The sequence below is a fragment of the Ruegeria sp. CK3 genome (assembly GCF_056536565.1).
Map to the genome: position 1 here is coordinate 215,814 of NZ_JBQFPV010000009.1, position 24,863 is coordinate 240,676.

The 24,863-nt window shown below is 58.9% G+C and carries 26 protein-coding genes; 8 read left to right on the plus strand and 18 right to left on the minus strand.

Annotated elements, in window-relative coordinates; all coding sequences use genetic code 11:
* Nucleotides 1-337: 337 nt before the first annotated feature.
* Entirely contained in the window at nucleotides 338-1,372 is a 1,035-nt protein-coding gene (locus tag ACR0C3_RS15360) for an NADP-dependent oxidoreductase (RefSeq protein ID WP_480759264.1), read from the plus strand.
* Nucleotides 1,373-1,455: 83 nt separating this feature from the next.
* Here the strand turns inward: ACR0C3_RS15360 and ureG are convergent, their stop codons facing one another.
* Genes ureG through ACR0C3_RS15400 form a run of 8 tightly spaced genes read right to left on the minus strand, consistent with a single transcriptional unit; the run spans nucleotide 1,456 to nucleotide 6,497 of the window.
* The gene (gene ureG, locus ACR0C3_RS15365) at nucleotides 1,456-2,076 is read right to left on the minus strand and encodes an urease accessory protein UreG (RefSeq protein ID WP_170461571.1); all 621 of its coding nucleotides are present in this window, start codon (nucleotides 2,074-2,076) and stop codon (nucleotides 1,456-1,458) included.
* Complete coding sequence (locus ACR0C3_RS15370; protein ID WP_480759265.1) at nucleotides 2,073-2,726, minus strand: urease accessory protein UreF; 654 nt, start codon at nucleotides 2,724-2,726, stop codon at nucleotides 2,073-2,075. The genes ureG and ACR0C3_RS15370 overlap by 4 nt, the downstream gene beginning before the upstream one ends.
* Nucleotides 2,710-3,162 carry an urease accessory protein UreE gene (gene ureE / locus ACR0C3_RS15375; protein ID WP_480759266.1) on the minus strand — a complete coding sequence of 151 codons (453 nt, stop codon included), beginning with the start codon at nucleotides 3,160-3,162 and terminating at the stop codon, nucleotides 2,710-2,712. Before ureE ends, ACR0C3_RS15370 begins: the two co-directional genes overlap by 17 nt.
* A gap of 18 nt (nucleotides 3,163-3,180) precedes the next feature.
* A complete protein-coding gene (gene ureC / locus ACR0C3_RS15380; RefSeq protein WP_480759267.1) occupies nucleotides 3,181-4,941 on the minus strand; it encodes an urease subunit alpha in 1,761 nt (586 codons plus the stop codon).
* Entirely contained in the window at nucleotides 4,941-5,246 is a 306-nt protein-coding gene (locus ACR0C3_RS15385) for an urease subunit beta (RefSeq protein ID WP_480759269.1), read from the minus strand. The genes ureC and ACR0C3_RS15385 overlap by 1 nt, the downstream gene beginning before the upstream one ends.
* Nucleotides 5,243-5,404 (minus strand): hypothetical protein, encoded by a 162-nt coding sequence (locus ACR0C3_RS15390; protein ID WP_480759270.1) that lies wholly within the window; start codon nucleotides 5,402-5,404, stop codon nucleotides 5,243-5,245. The genes ACR0C3_RS15385 and ACR0C3_RS15390 overlap by 4 nt, the downstream gene beginning before the upstream one ends.
* 15 nt (nucleotides 5,405-5,419) lie before the next feature.
* On the minus strand, nucleotides 5,420-5,722 hold the full coding sequence (locus ACR0C3_RS15395; RefSeq protein ID WP_170378531.1) for an urease subunit gamma: 303 nt from the start codon (nucleotides 5,720-5,722) through the stop codon (nucleotides 5,420-5,422).
* A gap of 1 nt (nucleotide 5,723) precedes the next feature.
* Complete coding sequence (locus ACR0C3_RS15400) at nucleotides 5,724-6,497, minus strand: urease accessory protein UreD (protein WP_480759272.1); 774 nt, start codon at nucleotides 6,495-6,497, stop codon at nucleotides 5,724-5,726.
* A 443-nt stretch (nucleotides 6,498-6,940) separates the two neighbouring features.
* Here ACR0C3_RS15400 and urtA point away from each other — a divergent pair, with 443 nt between their 5' ends.
* From urtA to urtE, 5 genes are all read left to right on the plus strand, one after another.
* A complete protein-coding gene (gene urtA, locus ACR0C3_RS15405) occupies nucleotides 6,941-8,221 on the plus strand; it encodes an urea ABC transporter substrate-binding protein (RefSeq protein ID WP_170378535.1) in 1,281 nt (426 codons plus the stop codon).
* Nucleotides 8,222-8,282: 61 nt separating this feature from the next.
* Nucleotides 8,283-10,235 carry an urea ABC transporter permease subunit UrtB gene (urtB, locus tag ACR0C3_RS15410; protein WP_480759273.1) on the plus strand — a complete coding sequence of 651 codons (1,953 nt, stop codon included), beginning with the start codon at nucleotides 8,283-8,285 and terminating at the stop codon, nucleotides 10,233-10,235.
* A gap of 3 nt (nucleotides 10,236-10,238) precedes the next feature.
* Nucleotides 10,239-11,468 (plus strand): urea ABC transporter permease subunit UrtC, encoded by a 1,230-nt coding sequence (urtC, locus tag ACR0C3_RS15415; RefSeq protein WP_480759274.1) that lies wholly within the window; start codon nucleotides 10,239-10,241, stop codon nucleotides 11,466-11,468.
* The gene (urtD, locus tag ACR0C3_RS15420) at nucleotides 11,465-12,205 is read left to right on the plus strand and encodes an urea ABC transporter ATP-binding protein UrtD (protein WP_480759276.1); all 741 of its coding nucleotides are present in this window, start codon (nucleotides 11,465-11,467) and stop codon (nucleotides 12,203-12,205) included. The genes urtC and urtD overlap by 4 nt, the downstream gene beginning before the upstream one ends.
* Nucleotides 12,206-12,208: 3 nt before the next feature.
* The gene (gene urtE / locus ACR0C3_RS15425) at nucleotides 12,209-12,904 is read left to right on the plus strand and encodes an urea ABC transporter ATP-binding subunit UrtE (protein WP_480759277.1); all 696 of its coding nucleotides are present in this window, start codon (nucleotides 12,209-12,211) and stop codon (nucleotides 12,902-12,904) included.
* A gap of 15 nt (nucleotides 12,905-12,919) precedes the next feature.
* On the opposite strand, the gene ACR0C3_RS15430 is transcribed toward urtE, so the two are convergent.
* The 10 genes from ACR0C3_RS15430 to ACR0C3_RS15475 form a co-directional block, all read right to left on the minus strand.
* Nucleotides 12,920-14,017: a M56 family metallopeptidase gene (locus ACR0C3_RS15430; RefSeq protein WP_480759279.1), complete on the minus strand. Its 1,098-nt coding sequence runs from the start codon at nucleotides 14,015-14,017 to the stop codon at nucleotides 12,920-12,922.
* On the minus strand, nucleotides 14,004-14,399 hold the full coding sequence (locus ACR0C3_RS15435; RefSeq protein WP_170378547.1) for a BlaI/MecI/CopY family transcriptional regulator: 396 nt from the start codon (nucleotides 14,397-14,399) through the stop codon (nucleotides 14,004-14,006). The genes ACR0C3_RS15430 and ACR0C3_RS15435 overlap by 14 nt, the downstream gene beginning before the upstream one ends.
* Nucleotides 14,400-14,464: 65 nt before the next feature.
* Nucleotides 14,465-14,866 carry a DUF2160 domain-containing protein gene (locus ACR0C3_RS15440; RefSeq protein WP_170479008.1) on the minus strand — a complete coding sequence of 134 codons (402 nt, stop codon included), beginning with the start codon at nucleotides 14,864-14,866 and terminating at the stop codon, nucleotides 14,465-14,467.
* Nucleotides 14,867-14,874: 8 nt separating this feature from the next.
* Nucleotides 14,875-15,672 carry a carbohydrate ABC transporter permease gene (locus tag ACR0C3_RS15445; RefSeq protein ID WP_170378551.1) on the minus strand — a complete coding sequence of 266 codons (798 nt, stop codon included), beginning with the start codon at nucleotides 15,670-15,672 and terminating at the stop codon, nucleotides 14,875-14,877.
* Nucleotides 15,669-16,532 (minus strand): carbohydrate ABC transporter permease, encoded by an 864-nt coding sequence (locus ACR0C3_RS15450; RefSeq protein ID WP_085807799.1) that lies wholly within the window; start codon nucleotides 16,530-16,532, stop codon nucleotides 15,669-15,671. Before ACR0C3_RS15450 ends, ACR0C3_RS15445 begins: the two co-directional genes overlap by 4 nt.
* Nucleotides 16,532-17,605, minus strand: a complete 1,074-nt coding sequence (locus ACR0C3_RS15455) for an ABC transporter ATP-binding protein (RefSeq protein ID WP_170461601.1) — start codon at nucleotides 17,603-17,605, stop codon at nucleotides 16,532-16,534. The genes ACR0C3_RS15450 and ACR0C3_RS15455 overlap by 1 nt, the downstream gene beginning before the upstream one ends.
* A 1-nt stretch (nucleotide 17,606) precedes the next feature.
* Nucleotides 17,607-18,656 carry an ABC transporter ATP-binding protein gene (locus ACR0C3_RS15460; protein ID WP_170378555.1) on the minus strand — a complete coding sequence of 350 codons (1,050 nt, stop codon included), beginning with the start codon at nucleotides 18,654-18,656 and terminating at the stop codon, nucleotides 17,607-17,609.
* An 86-nt stretch (nucleotides 18,657-18,742) separates the two neighbouring features.
* Nucleotides 18,743-20,482 carry an ABC transporter substrate-binding protein gene (locus ACR0C3_RS15465; protein ID WP_170378557.1) on the minus strand — a complete coding sequence of 580 codons (1,740 nt, stop codon included), beginning with the start codon at nucleotides 20,480-20,482 and terminating at the stop codon, nucleotides 18,743-18,745.
* A gap of 172 nt (nucleotides 20,483-20,654) precedes the next feature.
* Entirely contained in the window at nucleotides 20,655-21,365 is a 711-nt protein-coding gene (locus ACR0C3_RS15470) for an aspartate/glutamate racemase family protein (protein WP_480759280.1), read from the minus strand.
* 73 nt (nucleotides 21,366-21,438) lie between these two features.
* Nucleotides 21,439-22,365 carry a LysR family transcriptional regulator gene (locus tag ACR0C3_RS15475; protein ID WP_480759282.1) on the minus strand — a complete coding sequence of 309 codons (927 nt, stop codon included), beginning with the start codon at nucleotides 22,363-22,365 and terminating at the stop codon, nucleotides 21,439-21,441.
* A 91-nt stretch (nucleotides 22,366-22,456) separates the two neighbouring features.
* Here ACR0C3_RS15475 and ACR0C3_RS15480 point away from each other — a divergent pair, with 91 nt between their 5' ends.
* On the plus strand, nucleotides 22,457-23,590 hold the full coding sequence (locus ACR0C3_RS15480; protein WP_480759283.1) for an enolase C-terminal domain-like protein: 1,134 nt from the start codon (nucleotides 22,457-22,459) through the stop codon (nucleotides 23,588-23,590).
* Nucleotides 23,587-24,837 carry an NAD(P)/FAD-dependent oxidoreductase gene (locus ACR0C3_RS15485; RefSeq protein ID WP_480759284.1) on the plus strand — a complete coding sequence of 417 codons (1,251 nt, stop codon included), beginning with the start codon at nucleotides 23,587-23,589 and terminating at the stop codon, nucleotides 24,835-24,837. The genes ACR0C3_RS15480 and ACR0C3_RS15485 overlap by 4 nt, the downstream gene beginning before the upstream one ends.
* Nucleotides 24,838-24,863: the final 26 nt, after the last annotated feature.

Genomic DNA, 24,863 nt, shown 5'->3' on the forward strand with positions numbered 1-24,863 from the left:
GCCACCAATCATAGGCCTTCCTGTAGGGATGTCCGGGTCGGCGGCCCAACGTCGCTGGTATTTCTAAGCTGGATGGCATGCGAAGGTCTGCTTTGGGGGGCTATCTCTTTGCGAAGGCTTAAATTGTTTTGCGTTGCAGTCAAACGGAAAACGCGCCGGAAAATGTAGAACCTACGGCAATCTTCAACCCTGCTGTTTTGCTGAGCAAACCCTGCGGCACAAAGGTGTGAAAAGATTGACGCGCCGCCCGAAATACAGAACGGTATCACAAAATCCGACGCCCCGATCCTTGTGACGTGCCGGCGCGACAAACCAGCCTCAGTAGAGAGAGAAGACCATGCCCCAGACCGCAGACACAAACCGCCGCATCGTTCTGAACGAACGCCCCAAGGGGGAACCCGATGACAATACGCTGCGGCTTGAGACAAGGGATATCCCTACTGCGGGTGCAGGAGAGATGCTGGTCCGCACCTGCTACTTGTCACTGGACCCGTATATGCGCGGGCGGATGAATGACGCGAAGTCCTACGCCGAGCCAGTGGCGATTGGCGGGGTCATGACTGGACAGGTTGTGGGAGAGGTTGTGACCTCGAACCTCGACGGATTCGAAGCAGGTGACTATGTGCTGTCTGGTAGCGGTTGGCAGGACTATGCGATCTCGGACGGGACCGAGGTCATAAACATGGGCAAAGCACCGCAAAACCCGTCTTGGGCGTTAGGTATTCTGGGTATGCCCGGCTACACCGCTTATGCCGGGTTGCTACAGATCGGCGAACCCAAGCCCGGAGAAACCGTGGTCGTTGCCGCCGCATCCGGCCCGGTCGGAGCAACCGTGGGGCAGATCGCTAAGATCAAAGGGTGCAGGGTCGTGGGCGTTGCGGGCGGAGCCGAAAAATGTGCGCATGTGGTGGAAAATCTGGGCTTCGACGCCTGTATCGACCACAAAGCTGCCGATTTCGCTGATCAATTGCGGGCCGCCTGCCCGGATGGGATTGACGTCTACTTCGAAAATGTTGGCGGCAAGGTGCTTTACGGTGTCCTGCCTTTGCTGAACGCTTTTGCGCGCATCCCGATCTGCGGCGTGGTCTCGTGGTACAACCTGCCTGGCTTGCCGGACGGTCCGGATATGGGGCCTGCGATCGTGGGCACGCTGCTGCGGATGAAGGTGAAGGCTCAGGGGTTCATCATCTTCGACAGCTTCCCGGCCTCACTCTACACGGAGTTCGTCAGGGATATGACAGGCTGGATTCAGGACGGATCGGTCAAATATCGCGAGCACATGGTCGAGGGGCTGGAGGCCGCACCCGAAGCGCTAAACCAGCTGCTGCGCGGTGAGAATTTCGGCAAGATGGTGGTGAATGTCGGGGCCTGATTGCCCCGGCCAACATCTAGTTAGCACCCCACTCCAAATTTGAAATGACAGTCGCCGCGCCGAGCAGCGGCGACTGTTCTCCTTCAGGCCGTTTCAAGCCCACCAATCGCAGCAAGCGCGCTGACGATTTCAGGCACGCCCTGCCGTTGGCGCAGTGAGGCGAACAAGAACGGCCGACCCTTGCGCATGCGCGTGGCGTCTTCCTGCATCACCTCAAGCGACGCGCCTACATGCGGCGCGAGGTCGGTTTTGTTGATGATCAACAGATCCGATTTCGTGATCGCAGGCCCACCCTTGCGCGGGATTTCTTCGCCCGCAGCCACATCAATCACATATAGCGTCACATCCGCCAATTCCGGGCTGAACGTCGCCGAAAGGTTATCGCCGCCGCTTTCGATCAGCACGACCTCAATCTCCGGGTGGCGCGACTGCATCTCGGCCACAGCCGCAAGGTTGATCGAGGCGTCCTCACGGATCGCGGTATGCGGACAACCGCCGGTTTCAACGCCGATAATCCGGTCCTGAGGCAGGATCTGCATCCGCATCAGCGCCTCGGCGTCCTCTTGGGTGTAGATGTCGTTGGTGATCACACCCACCGAACAGACATCGCGTAGCGCCTCAGAAAGTGCGGCGGTCAGGGTGGTTTTGCCTGCGCCGACGGGGCCTCCGATGCCGACACGAAGGGGGCCGTTCGTACTGCTCATGTTCGGAAAATCCTTGAATACTGTGTTTCATGCCTCATTGCCGCGATATCCGGCAGGAACGCCGTCGAACTGAGATCCTCCAGACCCGCGTCCCGCGCCTTTGCGACAATCGTTGTGCAAAGGGGCGTTAGGTCCCGTATCAGCCGCTGCGCATCGGTTTGCCCCAAGGGAACAAGGCGCGTTGCGCAGGCGACCAGATTGCTCAGGAATGCCTGCAGGAACATCTCAGTTACCAATGTCAACGGCAAATTCTGCAATCGTGCCGCACGCCCTACCGCCACCGGATAGGTCAGGTGCTGCAAGTCCAAGCCCCAGACATCCCCGGTCACGGCTCCAAACGCCTGCCCGAGCAAACTGGTTTCCATCAACCGCTCGGATGAGGCGCTGAACGAGCGGGCTTTGGCGTCGATGTCGATCAAGTCGACTGGGGTTTCGGCGGCGTAAGCCGCCCCCAGAAAAAGCGCGTCGTTCCAGCCAGCGCCATACTCCAATACTTCCGACACCCAGGCGCCCGTATCCTCAGGGCTGGCAATCGAACCGAGTTCAATAGCTGCCTCCAGCCCGTGGGAGTAGGCAAACCCACCGACCGGATAGGCCGGTGACAACCATTGCACCAAAGTCAGGATATCGGAGTTAGTGGGCGTGGCCATGTGTCCTGCCATGACCATAGGCGCCGCCTTCGGGGGTGAAGGGTTCAACGACCTCTTGGATTTCGGCCCCCAGTTTCAGCAGCATATCTCGAATGACATGATCGCGTTGTATCAGGAGCCGGTCGGCTTCGATCTGACAGGGTGTGTGGCGATTACCAATATGCCACGCAAAGTGCAGCAGATTGTCCCCGCTGATTTCCAGCAACTCTTCCGGTGCGGCGATGATTTCAATCTCGCGCCCATCCTCCAGCACCAGAACCCCACCATGGTCGAGGGATTTCGTGTGCGCCAGATCAACCAAAAAGGACTCACCATCATCAGTGGCTAGCATTTTACGGCGCAGGAAACGCCCGTCATAGTCCAGCGAGACCTGAGCATGCGCCGGATCGTGGTGGTGATCGTGATAGATACGGGCGGTTTTGATCGCAGTGGTCATCGTGGCCTCCTTTTCAAATCAGAACATGAAATAGCGCTGCGCCATCGGCAGCACCTCGGCAGGTTGACAGGTGAGCAACTCCCCATCGGCTCGGACCTCATAGGTTTCCGGATCAACCTCGATCTGGGGCGTTGCATCATTCAGCAGCAAATCCTGCTTGCCGATGTCGCGCGTGTTGCGCACGGCGACGGTTTGTTTCGCCAGTCCCAGTGTATCACCGATCCCGCTCGCTTGCGCGGCCTCCGAGACAAATGTGATCGCCGAGTTTTCAACCGACCGGCCGTAAGCTCCGAACATGGGGCGGCTATAGACCGGCTGCGGCGTTGGGATCGAGGCATTCGGGTCGCCCATCTGCGCACAGGCGATGGTGCCACCCAACAAAACCATCTCGGGCTTCACCCCGAAAAAGGCCGGGTTCCACAGGACCAGATCGGCGCGTTTGCCTTCCTCGATACTGCCGATCTGATGACTCAGGCCATGCGCAATCGCCGGGTTGATAGTGTATTTCGCGATGTAACGACGAACGCGCAGGTTATCATTGTCGCCGGTTTCCTCGGGCAGGCGGCCGCGTTGTTTTTTCATCTTGTCGGCGGTCTGCCATGTACGGATCAGAACCTCTCCGACCCGACCCATCGCCTGACTGTCCGAAGCGATGATGCTGAACGCGCCCATGTCGTGGAGGATGTCCTCGGCCGCGATCGTCTCACGCCGGATGCGGCTTTCGGCAAAGGCCACGTCCTCGGGGATGGATTTGTCGAGGTGGTGGCACACCATCAGCATATCCAGATGCTCTTCGACCGTGTTCACGGTGAAGGGGCGCGTGGGGTTGGTCGAAGACGGCAAAACGTGGTTTTCGCCGCAGATCTTGATGATATCGGGGGCGTGGCCACCGCCTGCGCCTTCGGTGTGAAAGGCGTGGATCGTGCGGCCTTTCATTGCGCCCACGGTGTTCTCGACAAAACCGGATTCGTTCAGCGTGTCGGTATGGATCATGACTTGCACATCCATCGCGTCGGCCACCGAGAGGCAGCAATCGATGGCGGCAGGGGTCGTGCCCCAATCCTCATGCAGTTTCAGAGCGCAGGCACCTGCGTTGACCTGCTCCTCCAGCGCCGCAGGCAGAGAGGCATTGCCCTTGCCCGCGAAGGCCAGGTTCATTGGAAACGCGTCAGCGGCCTGCAACATACGCCCGATATGCCATGGGCCCGGTGTGCAGGTGGTGGCCAGAGTGCCATGCGCAGGGCCCGTCCCTCCTCCCAACATAGTGGTCAGGCCGGAGTGCAACGCATCCTCAATCTGTTGCGGGCAGATGAAGTGTATGTGACTGTCGAAGCCCCCTGCGGTCAGGATTCGCCCCTCGCCTGCGATGGCCTCGGTGCCGGGACCGATGATGATATCTACGCCAGGTTGGGTATCGGGGTTCCCGGCCTTGCCGATCTTGGCGATACGCCCGTCTTTCAGACCCACATCCGCCTTGTAGATACCCGAGTGGTCAACGATCAGCGCATTGGTGATGACCGTATCCACCGCCCCCTCGGCCCGAGTGGCCTGAGACTGCCCCATTCCATCGCGGATCACCTTGCCCCCACCGAACTTGACCTCTTCGCCGTAGAGCAGCGCATTATCGCCCGTCCCACCGGTAGCGGCAGCGCCCGCACGTTCAGCGGTCAGGTCGCGTTCGACCTCGATCACCAGATCGGTATCGGCCAGCCGCAGCTTGTCACCAGTGGTGGGGCCGAACATGGCGGCATAGTCAGAACGTTTGATTGTTGCTGGCATTAGAGCGACCCCATGACCTTTTTATTGAACCCATAGACCTTACGCGCGCCGCCGATCGGGATCAGCGAGACCTCGCGCGCTTGACCCGGCTCAAACCGAACGGCGGTGCCGGGGGCGATGTCCAGGCGCAGTCCGTGTGCCGCTGCTCGGTCGAAGTCGAGCGCCGGGTTTGTTTCGGCGAAATGATAGTGCGAGCCGACCTGAACCGGGCGGTCGCCGGTATTGGCGACCATCAGGGTGATTGCCTTTGCACTTGCGTTCAGGGTGATCTCACCCTCGGCCGGGAACAGCTCTCCGGGGATCATTTGTTCAACTTTACCATCAGCGCGATTGCGGCCAGTGCGACAACCACCAGGCCAAGGCCAAGGGTCGCATAGTCAGTGCCGTGCGCATGGATATGCGTATCGGTGTGGGCGGCGGCAGGGCCGGCAACGATCAGGGCGGGGAAAAGCATACGGGTCATGTCTTGGTTCCTTTGTTAGCGAATGGGGTTGTGGACGGTCACAAGCTTGGTGCCGTCGGGAAAGGTGGCTTCGACCTGAACCTCGTGGATCATCTCGGGCACGCCCTCCATGCATTGATCCCGAGTGATCACTTCGGCTCCGGCCTGCATCATGTCGGCTACCGAGCGACCGTCGCGCGCACCTTCGACCACAGCGTCGGTGATCAGAGCGATGGCCTCGGGGTGGTTCAGCCTAACGCCTCGGGCAAGGCGCTTGCGGGCAACTTCAGCGGCCATGGCGACCATCAGTTTGTCTTTTTCGCGTGGGGTCAAGTTCATCTCAGATCATCCAGCATCGGGGAAGAGTGTTTTTGTTGAGCTGCCGCAGAATTGGCATCAGTGCACGGCGCAGGGCAAAGCTGTTTTCGGCCAGCATCCGGATCACCAGCAGATCGCCATGGATCAGCGTGGCACCCGCCGTGTCGGGCAGCATCTGGCGCACCGTGTCCAACTGACCCTCGGCCGAGCTGCAGGCAAAGACGACCAGCGCCATTGCACCCGCCCCGTCTGCGATATGAGGTTTCGCGAGATGGGCGTGCAGGTCGCCGTCAAATCGCATTGTATCCAAGAACATAGGGGCTCCACCACGCCGAATTTCGATCCGGTCCCGCAGACGGATATCCGTCAGGGTTTCGCCCATCGCCGCGCGCCCAAAAACCAAAGGCTCAACCATCAGCAGCGTCGCGTCCGGCTCCATTTCGATCAGTAGTCGACGATCCAGCGCACTGCCGTTGAACAGGATTGTCTCTTGCGGAAGCCAGTTCATGCGTGCGCCGAATCCGACGGTCAGGTGATTGACGACCTGACCATAGGGGCCGGGCTGCGCCTTGTAAGCGCGCTCACACGCCTGCGTCGTCATCGTCAGAGTGGTACCTTCGCCCGCTGTTCCGGTGAACCGAAACGCATCCCCACCGGTGACGCCGCCAGCAGTGTTCAATAGAACCGCATCCAACGCGTGCAATTCAGCGCGTGGGAACAGGCACTTAAAGGAACCGGATTGGCGAAATACGTCCAGAACCGACCGCTTACCTAACGGTTTGGTGCTGATCGACACGGCCCCCTTGGCACGGGGAGGGGTTTTGTCCGTGATGGGCGTTATTTGGGCAAGTTGCGTAATTGGGCACCCCCGAGGCGTCAGTTCATGCCCTGTGTTTCGTGTCTGGGATGGCGGAAAACCATTCTTGGGTGTCGCAATCAAACACAAAACCGATGCAGGTGACCAAATTTTTGGCACACAGTCGGGCAATGGATTAAAAATTAATCAGATGCGGCTGATTCTTGCATTTACCTGACCGACAGGTTGCCAAGATTGCCGCGATGCAGAAACCGTATGGGTGCTCGTCGGGGGAAACATCTCGAAGGGTGTGTGACGGCTGCGCGAATTGGACCTCGAACACAACCGCCACACGATAACGCAACAACAGTTGCGGGGATCAGGTAGAAGAAGAGTGCGCCTTTGTGCAAGCCCTCTCTCCCGGCCCCGCCCAGGAGGATTACATGAAATCGCTCAAATCCACGCTCGCCGGATCAATGGTATTTGCTGCCATGGCCACCGCCGCATTGTCGGCTGAAGACACGATCAAGGTTGGCGTGCTGCATTCGCTGTCCGGCACGATGGCAATCTCCGAAACGACGCTGAAAGACACGATGCTGATGCTGATCGATCAGCAAAACGCCAAGGGCGGCCTGCTGGGCAAACAGCTTGAGGCGGTTGTTGTCGACCCGGCCTCGGACTGGCCGCTATTTGCTGAAAAAGCGCGCGAGCTGCTGACCGTGCATGAAGTGGACGTGATCTTTGGCAATTGGACCTCGGTTAGCCGGAAATCGGTTCTGCCGGTGATCGAAGAGTTGAACGGCCTGCTGTTCTACCCGGTTCAGTATGAAGGCGAAGAATCCTCGAAAAACGTCTTTTACACCGGTGCCGCCCCGAACCAGCAGGCGATCCCTGCGACTGACTACTTCCTAGATGAGCTGGGTGTTGAGAAATTCGCTCTGCTCGGCACAGACTATGTCTACCCCAGGACCACCAACAATATTCTGGAAAGCTATCTGAAGGGTAAAGGCATCGCGGACGAGGATATCTTCGTCAACTACACCCCCTTTGGTCACTCTGACTGGTCCAAGATCGTGGCGGACGTTGTTGCGCTGGGTGCGGATGGTAAGAAGGTCGGCGTGATCTCGACCATCAATGGCGATGCAAACATTGGCTTCTACAAGGAGCTGGCGGCCGCGGGCGTTTCGGCGGATGACATCCCGGTCGTAGCCTTCTCAGTCGGTGAGGAAGAACTCTCGGGTCTGGATACCACCAACCTGGTCGGCCACCTGGCCGCGTGGAACTACTTCCAGTCGGCAGATACCGACGTGAACGCCGAATTCGTTGAGACGTGGAAAGCCACCATGGGTGAAGACCGCGTGACCAACGACCCGATGGAGGCGCATTACATCGGCTTCAACATGTGGGTGAACGCCGCGACCGAGGCGGGCTCGACCGAGGTCGACGCTGTCCGCTCGGCCATGTACGGGCAGGAATTCCCGAATCTGACAGGTGGCACTGCCGTAATGCTGCCGAACCACCACCTGGCCAAGCCGGTTCTGATCGGTGAGATTCAGGAAGATGGCCAGTTCGATATCATCAGCGAAACAGACGTCGTTCCAGGTGATGCATGGACCGACTTCCTGCCAGAATCGGCGGTTCTGATCTCGGATTGGAAAGACCTGGGTTGCGGTATGTACAACACCGAGACCAAAACCTGCGTTCAGACCCTGTCGAACTACTAACCTTCTCGCAAGGCGGGTATCATCGCCCGCCTTGCCCTAAAGACACCTCGGGTTTCACCACATGTTACGACTATTCCTTGCGGGTCTCGCAATCCTATGCGCCTGCCTAACGGCCAATGCGCAAGAGAGCGGTTTGCAACCGATCCTGCAAGAGCATCAGGAAATCATCACCAAAAGCTCGCGCAAGACGATCAAACCGGCGATTGATGCGATTGCCAGCAGCGGTCTACCGCAAGCGCAGGTGATGCTTGAGACATGGGCCGCCAAAGACGTGTGGATGCGCAAGTCGGACGGCCTGTTCTTTGCAGGTAAAAAGGCCGAGGGCCGCTCGTATGAGCTGACCGATTTCGACACCGGAGAGGTCGTTGGAACGTTCGAGAAATCCGACCTGAAGCAGTTGAAACCCAATAGCGGCATCCGCGCGATGATTGGAACAGCTTTGGTCCAGTTCCAACTGACCGACCCGGACCGGGCAAAACGTCTGGCAGCTTTGACTTCTATTCAACGCGATCCCGAAGGCGCTCTGCTGGTGCCGCTGCGCGCCTCGATTGAGGACGAGCCCGATGCCGATCTGAAAGCGCAGAAGCAACGTCTCGAGCGGTTGCTGACCATCGGCTACGACGAAGATACCGCAGCACGTGTGGCTGCGATTGAAGACATGTCCGACGATCTGGGGGTGGACGTCCGCGCGGCTCTGAACCCTTTGGTCGTGACGAATCGACATACGGGCACAGATCTGCCCTCTGATGCGAATATCGCCGCCATTCTAGATCCCGGATCAGAAGCCCTGACGAGGGGCGAGGCATATGATCTGTTGGTTGCCAATGAACTTGCCGCACCGCGCACATCGCCCGACGACATACGCGCCGCACTGGCCGCCAATATCGACGGAGGCCGCGTGGGGGGCATTCCTGTCGCGCAGCTGAACTCTGACACCACGCGTGCTCAGGCTTACGCTGTTTTAGCTGAAGCCGGCCTCGTGCCTGCTTTGATCACCGAGGCCGACATCGATTCTGCGTTGGAAACGCATGTCTTCTTTGAGACCTATGCCGAACCCTCACCCGAAATCACAACCGCAGCCGAAAAGGCGCTGGAACAGATCGAGCTGAAGGTCGGTTTGAACCAGACCCTCGACCTGACACTGGACGCAATCTCATTGGCGTCGATCTATTTCCTCGCTGCCATCGGTCTGGCTATCACCTTTGGCGTGATGGGTGTGATCAACATGGCCCACGGTGAGTTCATCATGATGGGCGCCTACACCGGCTACGTCGTGCAGCGGTTCATCCCCGACCATACGCTCTCAATCATCGTCGCCATCCCGATGGCCTTCGCGGTCACCTTCGCCATGGGCGTCGCGATGGAGCGGCTGGTGATCCGCTGGCTCTATTCACGACCGTTGGAAACACTGCTGGCAACGTTCGGCATCTCGATTGCGCTGCAACAGCTGGCCAAGAACATCTTTGGCACGCAGGCCCGACCGCTAACCGCGCCCGGCTGGTTGGACGGGGCGTGGGTGCTGAACGATGTGGTATCGATCAGCTATATCCGCATCGCGATCTTCGTGCTGGCGATGATCTTTCTAGGACTGTTCCTTTACATCATGAAACGCACCCGGTTGGGGCTTGAGATGCGCGCGGTGACGCAGAACCCACGCATGGCGGCGTCAATGGGGATCAATCCGGGGCGGGTGAATATGCTGACCTTTGGGCTCGGTTCCGGCATTGCCGGGATCGCCGGGGTTGCGATTGGGCTGTTCGCCAAGGTCACGTCCGATCTGGGCAGCGACTATATCGTACAGAGCTTCATGACCGTGGTTGTCGGCGGCGTCGGCAATATCTGGGGCGCGCTGGCCGGTGCAGGCATGATCGGCTTCCTGCAAAAGGGGATCGAGTGGATGAATCCCTCGAACACCCTCGCCGCGCAGACCTACATGATCATCTTCATCATCATTTTCATCCAGTTCCGGCCAAGGGGCATCATCGCCCTCAAAGGCCGCGCGGCGGGGGATTGAGCCATGGAACACAGCTTTGTCGCCAAAAACCCCTCCGTACTGGTCTTTCTGGCCATCCTGTCTCTGTTTACCCTGGGCGTGACCGTCCTGTCCGAAGGGTTCGGGATCGGTGTGATCTCAACCAGCTTCGTCAAGACGCTGGGCAAGACCCTGTGCCTGTGCCTGATTGCCGTGGCGATGGATTTGGTCTGGGGCTTTACCGGCATTCTCTCGCTGGGCCATTTCGCCTTCTTCGGGCTAGGAGGCTACATGATCGGCATGTGGCTGATGTACGAACGCACCCGCCTGATCGTGGTCGAGTCTCTGTCACAGGCCGAAATCCCCCCTACCCCGTCCGAGGTCGTGGACGCCATCGGAACGCAGATATTCGGCGTGGTCGGATCATCGGATTTCCCGCTGATCTGGGCCTTTTCCCATAGCCTGACCCTGCAACTGATTCTGGTCGTTTTGGTGCCCGGACTTCTGGCGCTGATCTTCGGATGGCTGGCCTTCCGCAGCCGGGTGACGGGGGTATACCTGTCGATCCTGACACAAGCGATGACTTTGGCGCTGGCGCTGTACCTGTTCCAGAACGACAGCGGATTGCGCGGCAACAATGGCCTATCGGGCTTGCAGAACCTGCCGGGTGTGACCGCCTCGCAGGACGTGGTGTCGATCTGGTTCCTCTGGGCCTCGGCACTGGCCCTTGGGCTGGGATATATGCTGGCGGCGTGGGTCATATCGGGCAAGTTCGGATCGGTCATCCGCGGCATCCGCGACAACGAGGCGCGAGTGCGGTTCCTTGGCTATTCTGTCGAAGTTTACAAACTGGCTGTGTTCACCCTGACCGCCTGTATCGCCGCCATCGCGGGCGCGCTCTATTACCCGCAGGCCGGGATCATCAACCCCGAGGAAATGGCTCCCATCGCTTCGATCTATCTGGCCGTCTGGGTCGCTATCGGTGGGCGAGGTCGTCTGTACGGTGCGGTGATCGGCGCGGCTTTCGTCAGCCTGCTCAGCACATGGTTCACCGGCGGACAGGCCCCGGATATCCCGCTGGGGTTCTACACGATCAAATGGGTTGACTGGTGGCAGGTGCTGCTGGGCGTCTCCTTCGTGCTGGTCACGCTATTCGCACCAAAAGGTATCGGAGGGCTATTCGATCTCTGGACCAACCGTCGTGCGCCCCAGCGCCATGGCGCGCCGCTTGGGCCCGACGACAGCGCCCTCCGGGAAAAGGAGGCAACGGAATGAGCACTCTGCTAGAGGTTAGCGGCGTTTCGGTTACCTTCGACGGGTTCCGCGCCATCAACAATCTCTCCTTCCAGATCGGCGAGGCCGAATTGCGTGCAGTGATTGGCCCGAACGGGGCTGGAAAGACGACCTTCATGGATATCGTCACCGGCAAGACGCGACCAGACGAAGGCCGCGTGATCTGGGGCGAGAAATCCGTTTCACTACTGCGGATGAGCGAGGCGAAAATCGCGCAGGCCGGGGTTGGCCGGAAATTCCAGAAACCCACCGTGTTCGAGGACCAAAGCGTTAGAGAAAACCTGCTGATGGCCCTCAAGAACAAGCGCGGTTGGCTGGGTGTCCTTTTCTATCGGCCCTCAGCGGACGATCTGGAGAAGGTCGAGGAACTGGCCGATGAGATCGGCCTGAAGGACGAACTCGACCGGAAATCGGGTGAGCTGAGCCACGGGCAGAAACAATGGCTCGAGATCGGGATGCTGCTGGCGCAGGAACCGCGTCTGTTGCTGGTTGACGAGCCTGCCGCCGGGATGACCCCTCAGGAGCGCGAACACACAACTGATCTGCTGGTTCAAGCCGCCAAGACCCGCGCCGTTGTGGTCGTCGAACATGATATGGAATTCGTCCGCCGCCTGAACTGCAAGGTCACCGTCCTGCATGAAGGATCGGTTCTGGCCGAGGGGTCTCTGGACCATGTGACATCAAATCAGGACGTCATCGACGTCTATTTGGGGCGCTGAGCGATGCTGAAACTGAACGATCTGACCCTGCACTACGGCCATTCACAAATCCTCAACGGTATCTCGATGGAGGCCGAGAGGGGTGAGGTGACCTGTGTGATGGGCACCAATGGTGTCGGCAAGACCAGCCTGATAAAGGCGATCTCGGGCACCCATCCCCGCTCTGGCGGGTCGCTGACTCTGGATGGTGAAACCCTTGGCCCGCTGCCTGCGCATCAGATGGCCTGGAAAGGTGTCGCCTATGTCCCGCAAGGGCGTGAGATTTTTCCGCTTCTGACCGTGCGCGAGAACCTCGAAACCGGGTTCGCCTGCCTTCCTGCAGCTGAACATTTCATGCCGGATGAGATCTTTGATCTGTTCCCGGTTCTGGCCCAGATGCAGCATCGGCGCGGTGGAGATTTGTCCGGTGGCCAGCAACAACAGCTGGCGATTGCCCGGGCGCTGATCACAAAACCCCGGCTCTTGCTGCTGGATGAACCTACCGAGGGCATTCAGCCCAACATCATCCAGCAGATTGGCGAAGTGATCCGCCACCTGCGCGATCAGGGCCAGATGGCGATCCTTCTGGTCGAGCAGTATTTCGACTTTGCCTACGACCTCGCCGACCGGTTTGTCGTCCTGCGTCGGGGAGAAATCCTGCTCGAAGGCCGCAAACAGGATGTGTCACGGGAACAAGTCCTTCAAGGCGTCTCGGTCTGACCGAGACGACGCTTGTCAGTTACCGCTGTTGCGACGTTCCAACCGCTCAAGGTTGACCACAGTCGAAAGCATAAGCCGGTCTTGGCTCCACCCGTCGGTCTCGCGCAAACTGGCCGAGCCCCAAGCCAACACAATCGCAAAGATCAGGCTGAAAGACAGAACCATCGCATGCAGCGGATGCCCCCCTTTGGGTCCGTCTGCCAATGCGATCACGCGCTGTCGCAGCACCCGCTTCGCCTTGTTCCCATTGACCAGCGCAACATTCAGAACCTGCGGACGCTCGCGGGTGACAGTGCGGGCGCAATAGTCCAGCAGGCATTTGGCATAGTCCACCGTATCCAGTCTGCGTCTGGCAACAATGGCCTGATCACAACCAAGTTCGCGCAGCCGCTCAAACTGATATCGCAGGATGTGATAGGCCGGATTCCAGAAAAACAGCGGGCGCAGAAACTCCAGCACCAGCTCCCATTCGACGTCACCGCTGCGCACATGCTGGAACTCATGCGCGATTGCGAACCGCAATTCGTGGCGATCGTTAAGAAGGTTGCTGGGCAGGATTACGTGGCGACGGTGCAGGCCCCGCACGGCAAAGGGAACTTTGATGTGATCCGACAGACGGACATCCACCTTGGCCGAGCGTTTCCATAGGAAACTGTCCAGGACCGTCTGACGAATTTGCAGCGCAGCCCAGATCACGCGGATGACCAGCATGGTCGAAACCAATGCCAAAATCGCAAGTGCGGCGATCGCCCAGACTGAGCTACCATCCAAGGCAGCTTCGACCCAGCGCTGGCGCGTGTTCAAAAGTGTTTCAAACTGGGTTGCAGGCAGCGCGATCTCACCCCTCAGATAGGCCGCAACAGCCACGTCGCCGATGGCCATCGGCTGACCGGGCCAGAGAAGTTCGAACAGATGCGCCACCCCAAAGGCCAGCACAGGGCTGAGCATAAGGCAAAGCACCAGCGCCCTGAGCAGGCGAAACTGATCGGAAAAGGACAGTCGCATCGAGGTTCGAGACAGAACAAATCGAGCTGCGAACCACAACGCAACCGATAGGATCAGAACAAAATTCAGTTCGAGATAGGCATCGAGAACCGGCTTAACCGCTGTCATTTTGCAGTCTCCTTTCTACCAATGCCCGAATATCCTCAAGATCCGCCTCGCTCAGACCCGCATCATCGACCAAGCGCGCCACCAGCGAGGCTGGTGTGTTGTCAAACAACGTCCGCGAAAGATTCTGAAGCGAGCGGGCCTGGTACCGATCCTTGTCCAGAAGCGGGCTGTAGATCAGGGTTTTTCCGTCCTTGCGGCTTTCGACAAAACCTTTTTCGTCGAGAATACGCAGGATCGTTGCACCCGAAGTATAGGCCAGATTCCGTTCCGGTGGCAGGCGGTCCAATACATCACGCACCGAGCCTTCCCCTAGGGCCCAAAGCTCGTTCATGAACTCCAGTTCAACCTCGGTCAGCAGATTTGTCGTCTTTTTCTTTCGCATTGCTCTTGGTGTCGTCATGATTGGTGTGCCTGTCAGACAAGCATCCTTTCGCGTTTTGTCAAAGCCTAAACTTTCCAGAAGACGAAGAAACCCCAGCCGATGGACAGAAACAGCGGTGTCCAGACCGGTTGGCCCACGAACCCGAGCCAGGCCAGAAAGATATAGGCCGAGCCAAGCAGCGTGATGAACAAGCGGTCGCCCAGCGTTGTGGTCAGGCCCAGCACGCCTTTTCGTTCGATACCATCGCGGAATTTGAACCCTTCCAGCACGCCAATCAGTGCGATGGCTGAAAAGATGCCGACGAACAAAGCAAGCGTGGCCGGCGTCCATGCCATCCAGAAATCCGGCCAAAGCGGATCGGTCCACGAAAAGCCTTTTTCCTCTTGTTGGCCGACGCTGCCCCAACCCGCCTGCTGGGCAAATGCCACAGAGGGCAGGAAGGGAAGGATGATAAGAAGTTTGCGCATATCGAACCTCATACACGTCCCATCGCGAAACCACGCGCGATGTAGTTGCGGACAAACCAGATGACGATGGCACCGGGGATGATGGTCAGGGTTCCGGCGGCTGCCAGCAAACCCAACTCATAACCTGCGCTCGAGGCGGTGCGGGTCATCACGGCAGCGATGGGTTTGGCTTCAACCGCGGTGAGCGTCTTGGCCAACAGCATCTCGACCCACGAGAACATGAAGCAGAAGAACGCCGCCACACCCACGCCCGCTTTGATGTTGGGCAGGAAGATCGTTACGAAGAATCGCGGGAAGGAATAGCCGTCGACATAGGCGGTTTCATCCAGCTCTTTCGGGATACCCCGCATGAACCCTTCCAAAATCCATACCGCCAGCGGCACGTTGAACAGCGTATGCGCCAAGGCCACGGCCAGGTGAGTGTCAAAGAGCCCGATCGAGGAATAGAGTTGGAAGAACGGCAGCGCGAACACCGCAGCCGGAGCCATACGGTTGGTCAGCAGCCAGAAGAACAGCTGCTTATCACCCAGAAACCGATAGCGCGAGAACGCATAAGCCGCAGGCAAGGCCACACAGACCGACAGGACCGTATTGATCGTCACATAGATGATCGAGTTGATATAACCCCAGTACCATGTCGGATCAGTGAGGATGGTGGTGTAGTTTTCCAGCGTGAAGGTCTGGGGAAACAGGGAAAAGCCCGACAGGATCTCGTTCGTGGTTTTGAAGGACATCGCCACCAGCCAATAGATCGGCAGCATCAGGAACGCGATATAGAGGATCGGGATAAGAGACCGCTTCTTCATTGCGCGTCATCCTTTGTCATCAGAGTGTAGAAAACCCAGCTGACCAGCAGCGTGATGGCGAAGTAGATCAGGCTCATCGCGGCTGCAGGGCCGAGGTCGAACTGTCCCAGCGCGATCTTCACAAGGTCGATCGACAACAGGGTGGTTGAGTTGCCGGGGCCACCGCCGGTCAGAACGAAGGGCTCGGTATAGATGTTGAAACTGTCCATGAAGCGCAGCAGAACGGCGATGGTCAGGACGGTTTTCATCTTGGGCAGTTGGATATAGCGGAATACCGACCAAGGGCTGGCGCCATCGATCTTGGCGGCCTGATAATAGGCATCCGGGATCGACACTAGGCCCGCATAGCACAGCAGTACAACAAGCGAGGTCCAGTGCCAGACATCCATGACAACGACCGTGATCCAAGCCGACAGAGGCTGTTGCGTCATGTCATAGTTGATGCCCAGAACGTCATTCAGGAAGTAGCCCAGCAGTCCGATCTTAGGCAGCGTGAAGATGTTCCACATCGAGCCGACCACGTTCCACGGGATCAGCATCGGCAGGGCCATCAGGACTAGACAGACCGGCACCCAGAACCCTTTGCGCGGCATAGACAGCGCGACGATGATGCCCAAAGGCACCTCGATCAGAAGGATCAGGAAGGTGAACAGGAACTGCCGTCCCAGCGCGGCCTGAAAGCGATCCGAGCGCAAGATTTGTTCGAACCAGCCCAGCCCTTCCCAGAAGAACTGGTTGTTGCCGAAGGTTTCCTGCACCGAGTAGTTGACCACCGTCATCATCGGCACCAGCGCGTTGAACGCGACAAGTGCCAGCACCGGCAGGACAAAGAACCAGGCTTTTTGGTTTTCTGTTCTCATCAGCTGCGCTCCTCGGTTGCGATCCAGCCGTCGCGGTAAACGCGGGATTGTTCTGGTTTAAATTGCAGGAACACTTGCGAACCCGGTTCAGGAACAGAGTGTTCGGTCACGGCCTTGAGAGCCGTATTGCCGACCATCGCGCTGACTACATAGTGGCGGCCGATATCCGACACTTTGGTGACATGCGCCGGAATGCCGGTATCGCCGAAGCCCACATATTCCGGGCGGATACCCAGATCGGTGCGGCCTCCGTCGCCATGGGTTGGGCCTTCCAGCATCACTTCATGGCCCTCAAACACAGCCCGGTCGCCTTTGGCGTCGCAGGGCAGAACATTCATGCCGGGGGAGCCGATGAAGTGGCCAACAAAAGTGTGTTGAGGGCGCTCGAACAACTCCACCGGAGTGCCGATCTGCACAACCTCACCGTCTTGCATCACGACGACCTCATCTGCGAAGGTCAGCGCCTCGGTCTGGTCGTGGGTCACGTAGATCATGGTTGCCTGCACTTTCTGGTGCAGCTCTTTCAGCTTCGAGCGCAGCTTCCATTTCAGATGCGGGTCGATCACGGTCAGCGGCTCGTCGAACATCACCGCGTTCACATCGTCTCGCACCAGTCCGCGCCCCATCGAGATTTTCTGCTTGTTGTCCGGGCTGAGGCCACTGGCGCGGGTGTTCAGCATGTCCGTGACGTCCAGCATCTCGGCGATCTCATCAACGCGCCGCTTGATCTTGGCGGGGTCGACGCCGCGGTTCTTCAGCGGAAAGGCCAGGTTTTCACCAACTGTCATCGTGTCGTAGATCACCGGAAACTGGAAGACCTGCGCAATGTTGCGCTGATCGGGTGGCAGGGCTGTAACGTCCTGACCGTCAAACAGAATCTGCCCCTCAGACGGTGTCAGTAGGCCTGAGATAATATTAAGCAGAGTGGACTTGCCGCAACCCGAGGGCCCCAGCAACGCATAGGCCCCGCCGTCGCGCCACGTGACATCGACTTCTTTCAGCGCATAGTCCTCGGGGCCTTTCGGCGCGGGCATATAGCTGTGTCGCAGGTTAGAAAGCTTGATCTGTGCCATGTCAGGCCACCCTTTGGCCGTCTTGGCCGAAATACCGGCAATGCGCCGGGTTCATATAGAAACTGTGATCCTCGCCGACCTGATAGGGATGAACCCCTGCCGCTAAAGACACCCAGTCGTCCGAGCCATGCCGGAAATGCGCGCTGGAGTCCGATCCCGACAGTTCGGTCACGATCACTCGGCCTGTCAGTTCAACGTCAGCCTCAGATGTCCGGATCGGTGTAACGCGGTGCGGACGCACGGCGACCATATATTCGCCATCGGCCATGTCCTGAACCGCCCAGCCGCCGCCTCCGGCAAGCTGAGCCTGTGCGCCGGAAACGGTGATGCGCGCCACATTGATCGGGGGGTCCGAGAATACGCGTGCGGCGGCCAGATTTTCGGGATTGCGGTAAATATCAGCCGTCGGGCCGAACTGCGTCACATACCCATCTTCCATCAATGCGGTATGACCACCCAGCAACAGCGCCTCTTCGGGTTCCGAGGTTGCGTAGACCACTACCGCTCCGCGTCCGGCAAACAAATCAGGCAATTGCTCACGCAGTTCTTCGCGCAGCTTGTAGTCGAGGTTTGCCAGCGGTTCATCCAGGAATACGGCGCGGCTTTCTTTCGCAATCGCACGCGCCAAGGCGGTGCGTTGTTGCTGACCACCAGACAGCTCGTGAGGGCGGCGATGCAGCATCGGGCGCAGTTGAAGCAGATCGGCAGCCTCTTCCACGCGGCCTTCGATTTCGGATTTCGCCATACCAGCTACGCGCAGAGGCGATGCGATGTTGTCGAAAACGGTCATATGCGGGTAGTTCACGAAGAACTGGTGGACCAGGCTGATCTGCCGCTTCTGCGTGTTCAGCTTTGTCACATCCTGCCCATCCATGAAGACCTTGCCCGAGGCGATCGGGTCCAACCCGGCCATCATCTTGATCAGAGAGGTCTTGCCCGATCCCGTCGCACCCAGCAGCACATTGAAATGGCCGGTCTGCAGCGTCAGGGATGTGGGTTTGATATGGATGACGTTCCCGACCCGTTTGGTCGCGTCTTTAAGTTCGATCATGTCCGTGAATTCCGATCCCGCAGCGCGATGCGCTGTCTTGGTCTTGGCATGGGGATGCCGCAATCGGCATCCCCGGTTTCAATCGCTTACTGAGACTGCCAGCGCTGAACCAGTTCGTCATAGTTGACTGTCTGGCCTTGCGGCTTTTCGTTCTCAAGCTTGGCCTTGGGTGAGCCTTCTTTTTCCAGCCAGAAGGCAGGATCCTGCGGCTCGTTCAGACGTGGACCACAGCCGCCGTAGACGCCGGCGCTTTCATCCGCGGCCTGCATACGGGCCATGGTGATGTCCATTTCCTCGGCCAGACGATCCATCGCCTCTTGCGGGGTGAAGGCGCCCGAGTTCACGTCACCGATCTGCTGCCACCAGATTTGGGCCAGCTTTGGATAATCCGGCACGTTGATGCCGGTTGGCGACCAAGCCACACGGTCAGGCGAGCGGTAGAACTCGACCAGACCACCCAGCTTGGGTGCGCGTTCGGTGAACGACTCGTGGTTGACAGAACTGTCTCGGATGAAGGTCAGACCCACATGGGACTTCTTCACGTCAACAGTCTTCGACGTCACGAACTGAGCATAGAGCCAGGCCGCCTGAGCACGATCCTCGGGGGTCGATTTAAGGAACGTCCAGGAACCCACGTCTTGGTAGCCGACCTTCTGGCCTTCTTCCCAATAGGGGCCGTGCGGGCTGGGCGCCATCCGCCACAGCGGCGTGCCTTCGTCGTCCACGGTGTTGTTGCCTTCGGACTTCGGCTTCACCATGTCAGCGGTAAAAGCGGTGTACCAGAAGATCTGCTGGGCCACGTTGCCTTGGCTAAGCGCTGGCAGCGACTGATAGAAGTCATAGGACGCCGCACCCGGAGGCGCGTAGGCCCGCAGCCACTCATCCCATTTGCGGATCGCATAGACCGCAGCCGGACCGTTAGCCGCACCACCGCGAGAGACGGAGGCCCCGACAGGGTTACAGGTGCCCGCTTCCATGCGGATGCCCCATTCGTCAACGGGTATACCGTTCGGCTCACCTACGTCACCGGCACCGGCCATCGAAAGCCACGCGTCGGTCATACGCCAGCCCAGGTCAGGCGCGCGTTTGCCGTAGTCCATGTGACCGTAGATTGTCACGCCGTCGATCTCTTTCACGTCGTTGGTGAAAAACTCGGCAATGTCTTCGTAAGCGGACCAGTTGACCGGAACGCCAAGGTCATAGCCGTACTTTTCCTTGAACGCAGCCTTGTTGGCTTCGTCATCAAACCAGTCTTTGCGGAACCAGTAGAGGTTCGCGAACTGCTGGTCGGGCAGCTGATACAACTTGCCATCCGGACCGGTGGTGAACTGAATGCCCATGAAGTCATCCAGATCCAGCGTCGGCGAGGTTGTCGCCGCCCAGTCGCCTGCCATCATGTCGGTCAGCGGATAGGCCAGTTGCAGGCGAGAGTGCGTCCCGATCAGGTCGCTGTCATTCACGTAACCGTCATAGAGATTCCGACCCGTCTGCAGCTGGGTCTGAACCGCCTGAACCACTTCGCCCTCGCCGAGGATCTGGTGGTTGACCTTGATCCCGGTAATCTCTTCGAACGCCTTGGTCAGCACCTCAGATTCATACGAGTGCGTTGGAATGCCTTCTGACAGAACGTTGATTTCCATGCCGGCATATGGCTGTGCAGCTTCGATGAACCACTTCATCTCACCCATCTGCTCGTCTTTCGACAGAGTCGATGGCTGGAATTCGTCGTCGATCCAACGTTGTGCTGCGGCTTCGTCGGCCCAAACGGGACCGTGCCCCGCAATGACGGCAGCGGCCGCCACTGCGGAAAGTAGATGTCTCCGCATCTGTTTCCTCCCAAAAACTATGGATTCCGGCGCGAACCGGATGGCAACCAACATCAGCGATTTACCGCGCATCTGTCAAACTAAATTTTTAGTAATTGGCGCGAGGGCAGAAATTTTTCTCCTTAACCGCTGTTATCGTTGAGTTTTCCCAGAATATCGAAATATCCTGATTTCAGAACTTTGGCGGCAAAAGACCGGATTGGAACCACGTCACAAAGTTGACAATCGAGAAAACAGGCAACCCAGTCGCGCTTTGGATATCGGCCGCATAGGGGCACATATTGGTGCATTCCAGAACGATTGCGCCCAGCTCAGGGTGGGCTTTTTGTAGCCGCAAAGCCGCCTCGACATTGTCAGCGCGCGCCTTTTCGACATCCAGAGCCTCCTCATTCCCCAGAATCGCGCGCGTGAATTCCTGCCCCCCTTCCGTCGTCCCGATCGGCGTTCCTCCGGGCACCTGCGCTTTTCGCAAATGATCCTCGGTCAGGGTCGAGGCCGAGATGGTCAGGACCCCAGCACGCTTTCCAGCCGGCAGAATGCGATTGACCATCTCGACCTGCATCAACGACGAGGTCACGACCGGAACCGGAACGGCCTCGGACAATTCTTGCTGGAACAAGGACAGAAAACCACAATTCGTAGTAATGCCGTCCGCGCCATCGCGAACAAGGTCACGGGCTGCATCGACAAACGCGCTCAACATGCCCTCGGCGCCGCGCCGTACAACAAGGTCAGGCGAGGCATCGCGCACGATCCGATACAGCACCGGAAACGGCCAGGTCGTTGCGTTGCCCATGTCGCCCAGAATGCGCGGAAACCGCGCGTCAAGCATCAAGATACCCACCGACGCCCCGTAGATGGATTTCCCTCCCTGTGCGATCATCTGCCCTCCTCCTGCGTTCTGAGCGTCGAATCCGCCCGACAGTTTCACATCCTCATGTAACTTGCCAACAGCGTTATCCGATCGCCTGCCTTTCGTCTGGTACAGCGCCCTCGGCAAAGGTCTCAATCGAGGTCATCAACTGCGCCAGAAACGCCTGCCCGATGGCGGAGAGCGGGCGGCCTTTGGCGGTGATGACCGCAAGATCCAGCATCACGGGCGGCTGAAACTGCCGGGTTTGATAGCCGTCCTCGCCATCGAAAGACACGGTAAACGGGTCGATTAGGGCTACACCCATGCCCTCCTTGACGAAGCTGAGCAGGTTTTCCGACAAATGCGTGTGGATCTTGGTCCGCCAATCGCACCCGGCCTTTTGGAACACCTCGCGGGTCCTACGATGGGTCTGATGCTCCGGCCCCATCACGATGAACGGCTCCTTTTCAAGCAGTTCAGGGGTCAAGACCTCATGCGCGGCCAGAGGGCTGTTTTCGGGAAACGTCGCCAGCGTTTCAAACCGAAAAACCTTTGCATTTAGGGTATCGTGCAGAATGGGCATCTCGACAATGCCGATCTCAAACAGGCCCGACGTCACCCATTCCTGAATCTTCGACGAATATTGCGATTGAAAGCTGACCGACAGATTGGGACGGGATTGCGAGAATCGCGCAATCTCGCGGGGCATGAAGCCGAATGACAGCATATGCGGGGCGGCGACTTGCAACTGACCGGGGTGTTTGTTCTGCAAATCCGTTACGGCCTGCGCCACGTGATCCAACCCGCGCACCACGGTGTCGACCTCACGATAGAGAAGCTCGGCCTCGGGCGTGGGCAGCAAGCGTCCCTTGGTGCGTTCGAACAAGCGCAAACGCGCCTCGCGCTCTAGCTGAGACAGAAGATTGCTAATGCCCGGCTGTGAAATCCCAAGCACTGACGCGGCGCCGGTGACCGTACCTGTCTCCATGATCGCGTGAAAAGCCTGTAACTGACGAAATCTGAGGGACATCGGAACATCATCTTTTCTGATAGTATAAGCAAGATATAGTATTTGAAATGATATTCCGGTCAAGGCAGGCTGCGTCCTGACCGGAGGTGGGATGTCTGATCTACAACAGAAAATTACGGGCTATGATCTATGGCATCTTGCGCTGCCGGTGACATCGCGTCGGGATCACGGCATCGGCTCGGTCGAAGGCGCGTGCGAGGTCGTCATCCTCAGACTGACCACCGAGGACGGCAGGCAAGGGTTTGGTGAGGCCTCACCCTGGTCGGTGTTTACCGGCACGCCCGAGGCCACGTTTGCCGCGATGGACCGCTATCTGCGCCCGCTGGTTTTAGGCGCGCGCCTGTCCGACCGATCCGCGATCATGGCCCAGGCCGCCCATGTGGTCGCCCATTGCACCGAGGCCAAGGCCGCGTTGGAGGCCGCACTGCTGGACCTGACTGGCCGCATCTCCTCACTTCCGGTTTGGGCCTTATTGGGCGGCAAGTGCCGTGACGCGATCCCGCTGAGCTGCTCCATCGCCAATCCTGACTTCGCGCAGGATATCGATCTGTTGGCACGGTTGCGCGATGATGGCGTTCGGATCGTGAAACTCAAGACAGGGTTCAAGGATCATGCCTTCGACATCATGCGACTTGAGTATCTGGCCCAGAACCACCCCGAAATGGCCATCCGCGTGGACTATAATCAGGGGCTGAGCATCGAGGACGCCCCGACGCAGGTGCGCGACGTGGCCCAGTTTCAACCCGACTTCATCGAACAACCGGTACGGGCGCATCACTTTGGCATGATGGCGCAGTTGAAGCAGATGATCGACGTCCCTCTGTTGGCAGATGAAAGCGTCTTTGGCCCCGAGGACATGGAGCGCGCCGCGCGCGAGGGGATTTGCGACGGCGTCTCGGTCAAGATTATGAAATCCGGTGGTCTGACGCGGGGCCAGACGGTCGCCCGCATCGCCGCCACCCATGGGCTGAGCGCCTATGGCGGCGACATGTTCGAAGCAGGCCTGGCCCATCTCGCCGGAACCCACATGATCGCCGCAACGCCCGAGATCACATTGGGCTGTGAGTTCTATCAGGCCAGCTATTTTCTGACAGAAGATATCCTCGAAACCCCTTTCCATGTCCGGGATGGCCAGGTCATCGTGCCAGACGCCCCTGGACTGGGCGGGAGACCGGATCTGGCCAAGCTCAACCACTATGCGGTTGCGAAATCGGGGGCAGCATGAGCGACAAGAAGACCATTGCCATCATCGGTGCCGGGATTGTCGGCGTTTCGGCGGCTGTCTGGCTGCAGCGGGATGGACATGATGTAATCCTGATTGACAAAGCAGGACCTGCCGAGGGGACGTCTCATGGCAATGGCGGGGTGCTTGCCTCCTGCTCGATCGTTCCGGTGACAGTGCCAGGCCTGCTGCGCAAAGCCCCCCGCATGCTGTTCAGCCCATCTGAGCCGCTGTTCATGAAATGGGGTTACCTCCCCAAGCTTGTGCCTTGGCTGACCCGCTACCTGAGCCACGCAAAGGCCCACGAGGTAGACCGGATCGCCGCCGCCCTGACCCCGATCATTGGCGACAGTTTGAACGACCACAAAGCCCTGGCCGAAGGGACCGGGGCGGAGAAATGGCTGGTCCCGTCGGACTATCTTTTCCTTTATCGCGATCGGGCTCATTTCGAAGGGGACGCCTTTGGGTGGGGCATCCGGCGCAAACATGGTTTTCACTGGGATGAGCTCGAAGGGCAGGCGTTGCAGGACTATGACCCGGTCTTCAGCCGCGACATCTCATTTGCGACCCGGTTGGCGGATCACGGCCACATCACCGATCCGGGACGCTATGTGAAAGACCTTGCCGCCCATGTCGAGGCCAATGGCGGGCGCATTCTGCGCGCCGAGGTTGAGGATGTTATCCGTGAAGCAGGCAAAGTCACCGGCGTGCGCGCGGGCGGCGAGACCATCGCCTGCGACACGGCCATCGTCAGCGCGGGCGTCTGGTCCGGGCCTCTGGCCAAACGGCTGGGCATCTCGGTCCCGCTGGAAAGCGAGCGTGGCTACCATCTTGAACTGGTCGCGCCATCGGCCATGCCCCGCAGCCCGGTCATGGTGGCCTCCGGTAAATTTGTTGCCACACCGATGGATGGGCGCATACGGTTGGCGGGTATTGTCGAATTTGGCGGGCTGGACGCTCCGCCCTCACGCGCGCCGTTTGAATTGCTGCGCAAGAACGCCCGAGCAGCCCTGCCCGGCGTGACATGGAAGGAGGAAATTGAATGGATGGGGCACCGACCGGCCCCTGCGGATTCGATCCCGATCATCGGTGAGGTTCCCGGTATTTCCGGGGCCTATATGGGCTTCGGCCACCACCATATCGGCCTGACCGGCGGCCCCAAAACCGGCCGTTTGCTGGCCCAAATGATCGCAGGACGCACGCCAAACACAGATACCAGCGTCTATGCGCCAGCACGGTTCGCAACATGAATAATTCGGCTCAAGAAGCCAGTCCA

Bases quoted from the DNA above. Each gene is read 5' to 3' on its own strand.
- urtE (WP_480759277.1), top strand. From the start codon at position 12,209: ATGCTGAAACTGAACGATCTGACCCTGCACTACGGCCATTCACAAATC.
- ACR0C3_RS15485 (WP_480759284.1), top strand. From the start codon at position 23,587: ATGAGCGACAAGAAGACCATTGCCATCATCGGTGCCGGGATTGTCGGC.
- ACR0C3_RS15445 (WP_170378551.1), bottom strand. From the start codon at position 15,672: ATGAAGAAGCGGTCTCTTATCCCGATCCTCTATATCGCGTTCCTGATG.
- ACR0C3_RS15360 (WP_480759264.1), top strand. From the start codon at position 338: ATGCCCCAGACCGCAGACACAAACCGCCGCATCGTTCTGAACGAACGC.
- ACR0C3_RS15460 (WP_170378555.1), bottom strand. From the start codon at position 18,656: ATGATCGAACTTAAAGACGCGACCAAACGGGTCGGGAACGTCATCCAT.
- ACR0C3_RS15370 (WP_480759265.1), bottom strand. From the start codon at position 2,726: ATGGCCACGCCCACTAACTCCGATATCCTGACTTTGGTGCAATGGTTG.
- ACR0C3_RS15470 (WP_480759280.1), bottom strand. From the start codon at position 21,365: ATGATCGCACAGGGAGGGAAATCCATCTACGGGGCGTCGGTGGGTATC.
- urtD (WP_480759276.1), top strand. From the start codon at position 11,465: ATGAGCACTCTGCTAGAGGTTAGCGGCGTTTCGGTTACCTTCGACGGG.
- urtA (WP_170378535.1), top strand. From the start codon at position 6,941: ATGAAATCGCTCAAATCCACGCTCGCCGGATCAATGGTATTTGCTGCC.
- ACR0C3_RS15390 (WP_480759270.1), bottom strand. From the start codon at position 5,404: ATGACCCGTATGCTTTTCCCCGCCCTGATCGTTGCCGGCCCTGCCGCC.
- ACR0C3_RS15440 (WP_170479008.1), bottom strand. From the start codon at position 14,866: ATGCGCAAACTTCTTATCATCCTTCCCTTCCTGCCCTCTGTGGCATTT.
- ACR0C3_RS15385 (WP_480759269.1), bottom strand. From the start codon at position 5,246: ATGATCCCCGGAGAGCTGTTCCCGGCCGAGGGTGAGATCACCCTGAAC.
- ACR0C3_RS15475 (WP_480759282.1), bottom strand. From the start codon at position 22,365: ATGTCCCTCAGATTTCGTCAGTTACAGGCTTTTCACGCGATCATGGAG.
- ACR0C3_RS15450 (WP_085807799.1), bottom strand. From the start codon at position 16,532: ATGAGAACAGAAAACCAAAAAGCCTGGTTCTTTGTCCTGCCGGTGCTG.
- ureG (WP_170461571.1), bottom strand. From the start codon at position 2,076: ATGAGCAGTACGAACGGCCCCCTTCGTGTCGGCATCGGAGGCCCCGTC.
- ACR0C3_RS15455 (WP_170461601.1), bottom strand. From the start codon at position 17,605: ATGGCACAGATCAAGCTTTCTAACCTGCGACACAGCTATATGCCCGCG.
- ACR0C3_RS15480 (WP_480759283.1), top strand. From the start codon at position 22,457: ATGTCTGATCTACAACAGAAAATTACGGGCTATGATCTATGGCATCTT.
- urtB (WP_480759273.1), top strand. From the start codon at position 8,283: ATGTTACGACTATTCCTTGCGGGTCTCGCAATCCTATGCGCCTGCCTA.
- ACR0C3_RS15395 (WP_170378531.1), bottom strand. From the start codon at position 5,722: ATGAACTTGACCCCACGCGAAAAAGACAAACTGATGGTCGCCATGGCC.
- ureE (WP_480759266.1), bottom strand. From the start codon at position 3,162: ATGACCACTGCGATCAAAACCGCCCGTATCTATCACGATCACCACCAC.
- ureC (WP_480759267.1), bottom strand. From the start codon at position 4,941: ATGCCAGCAACAATCAAACGTTCTGACTATGCCGCCATGTTCGGCCCC.
- ACR0C3_RS15435 (WP_170378547.1), bottom strand. From the start codon at position 14,399: ATGCGAAAGAAAAAGACGACAAATCTGCTGACCGAGGTTGAACTGGAG.
- ACR0C3_RS15430 (WP_480759279.1), bottom strand. From the start codon at position 14,017: ATGACAGCGGTTAAGCCGGTTCTCGATGCCTATCTCGAACTGAATTTT.
- urtC (WP_480759274.1), top strand. From the start codon at position 10,239: ATGGAACACAGCTTTGTCGCCAAAAACCCCTCCGTACTGGTCTTTCTG.
- ACR0C3_RS15465 (WP_170378557.1), bottom strand. From the start codon at position 20,482: ATGCGGAGACATCTACTTTCCGCAGTGGCGGCCGCTGCCGTCATTGCG.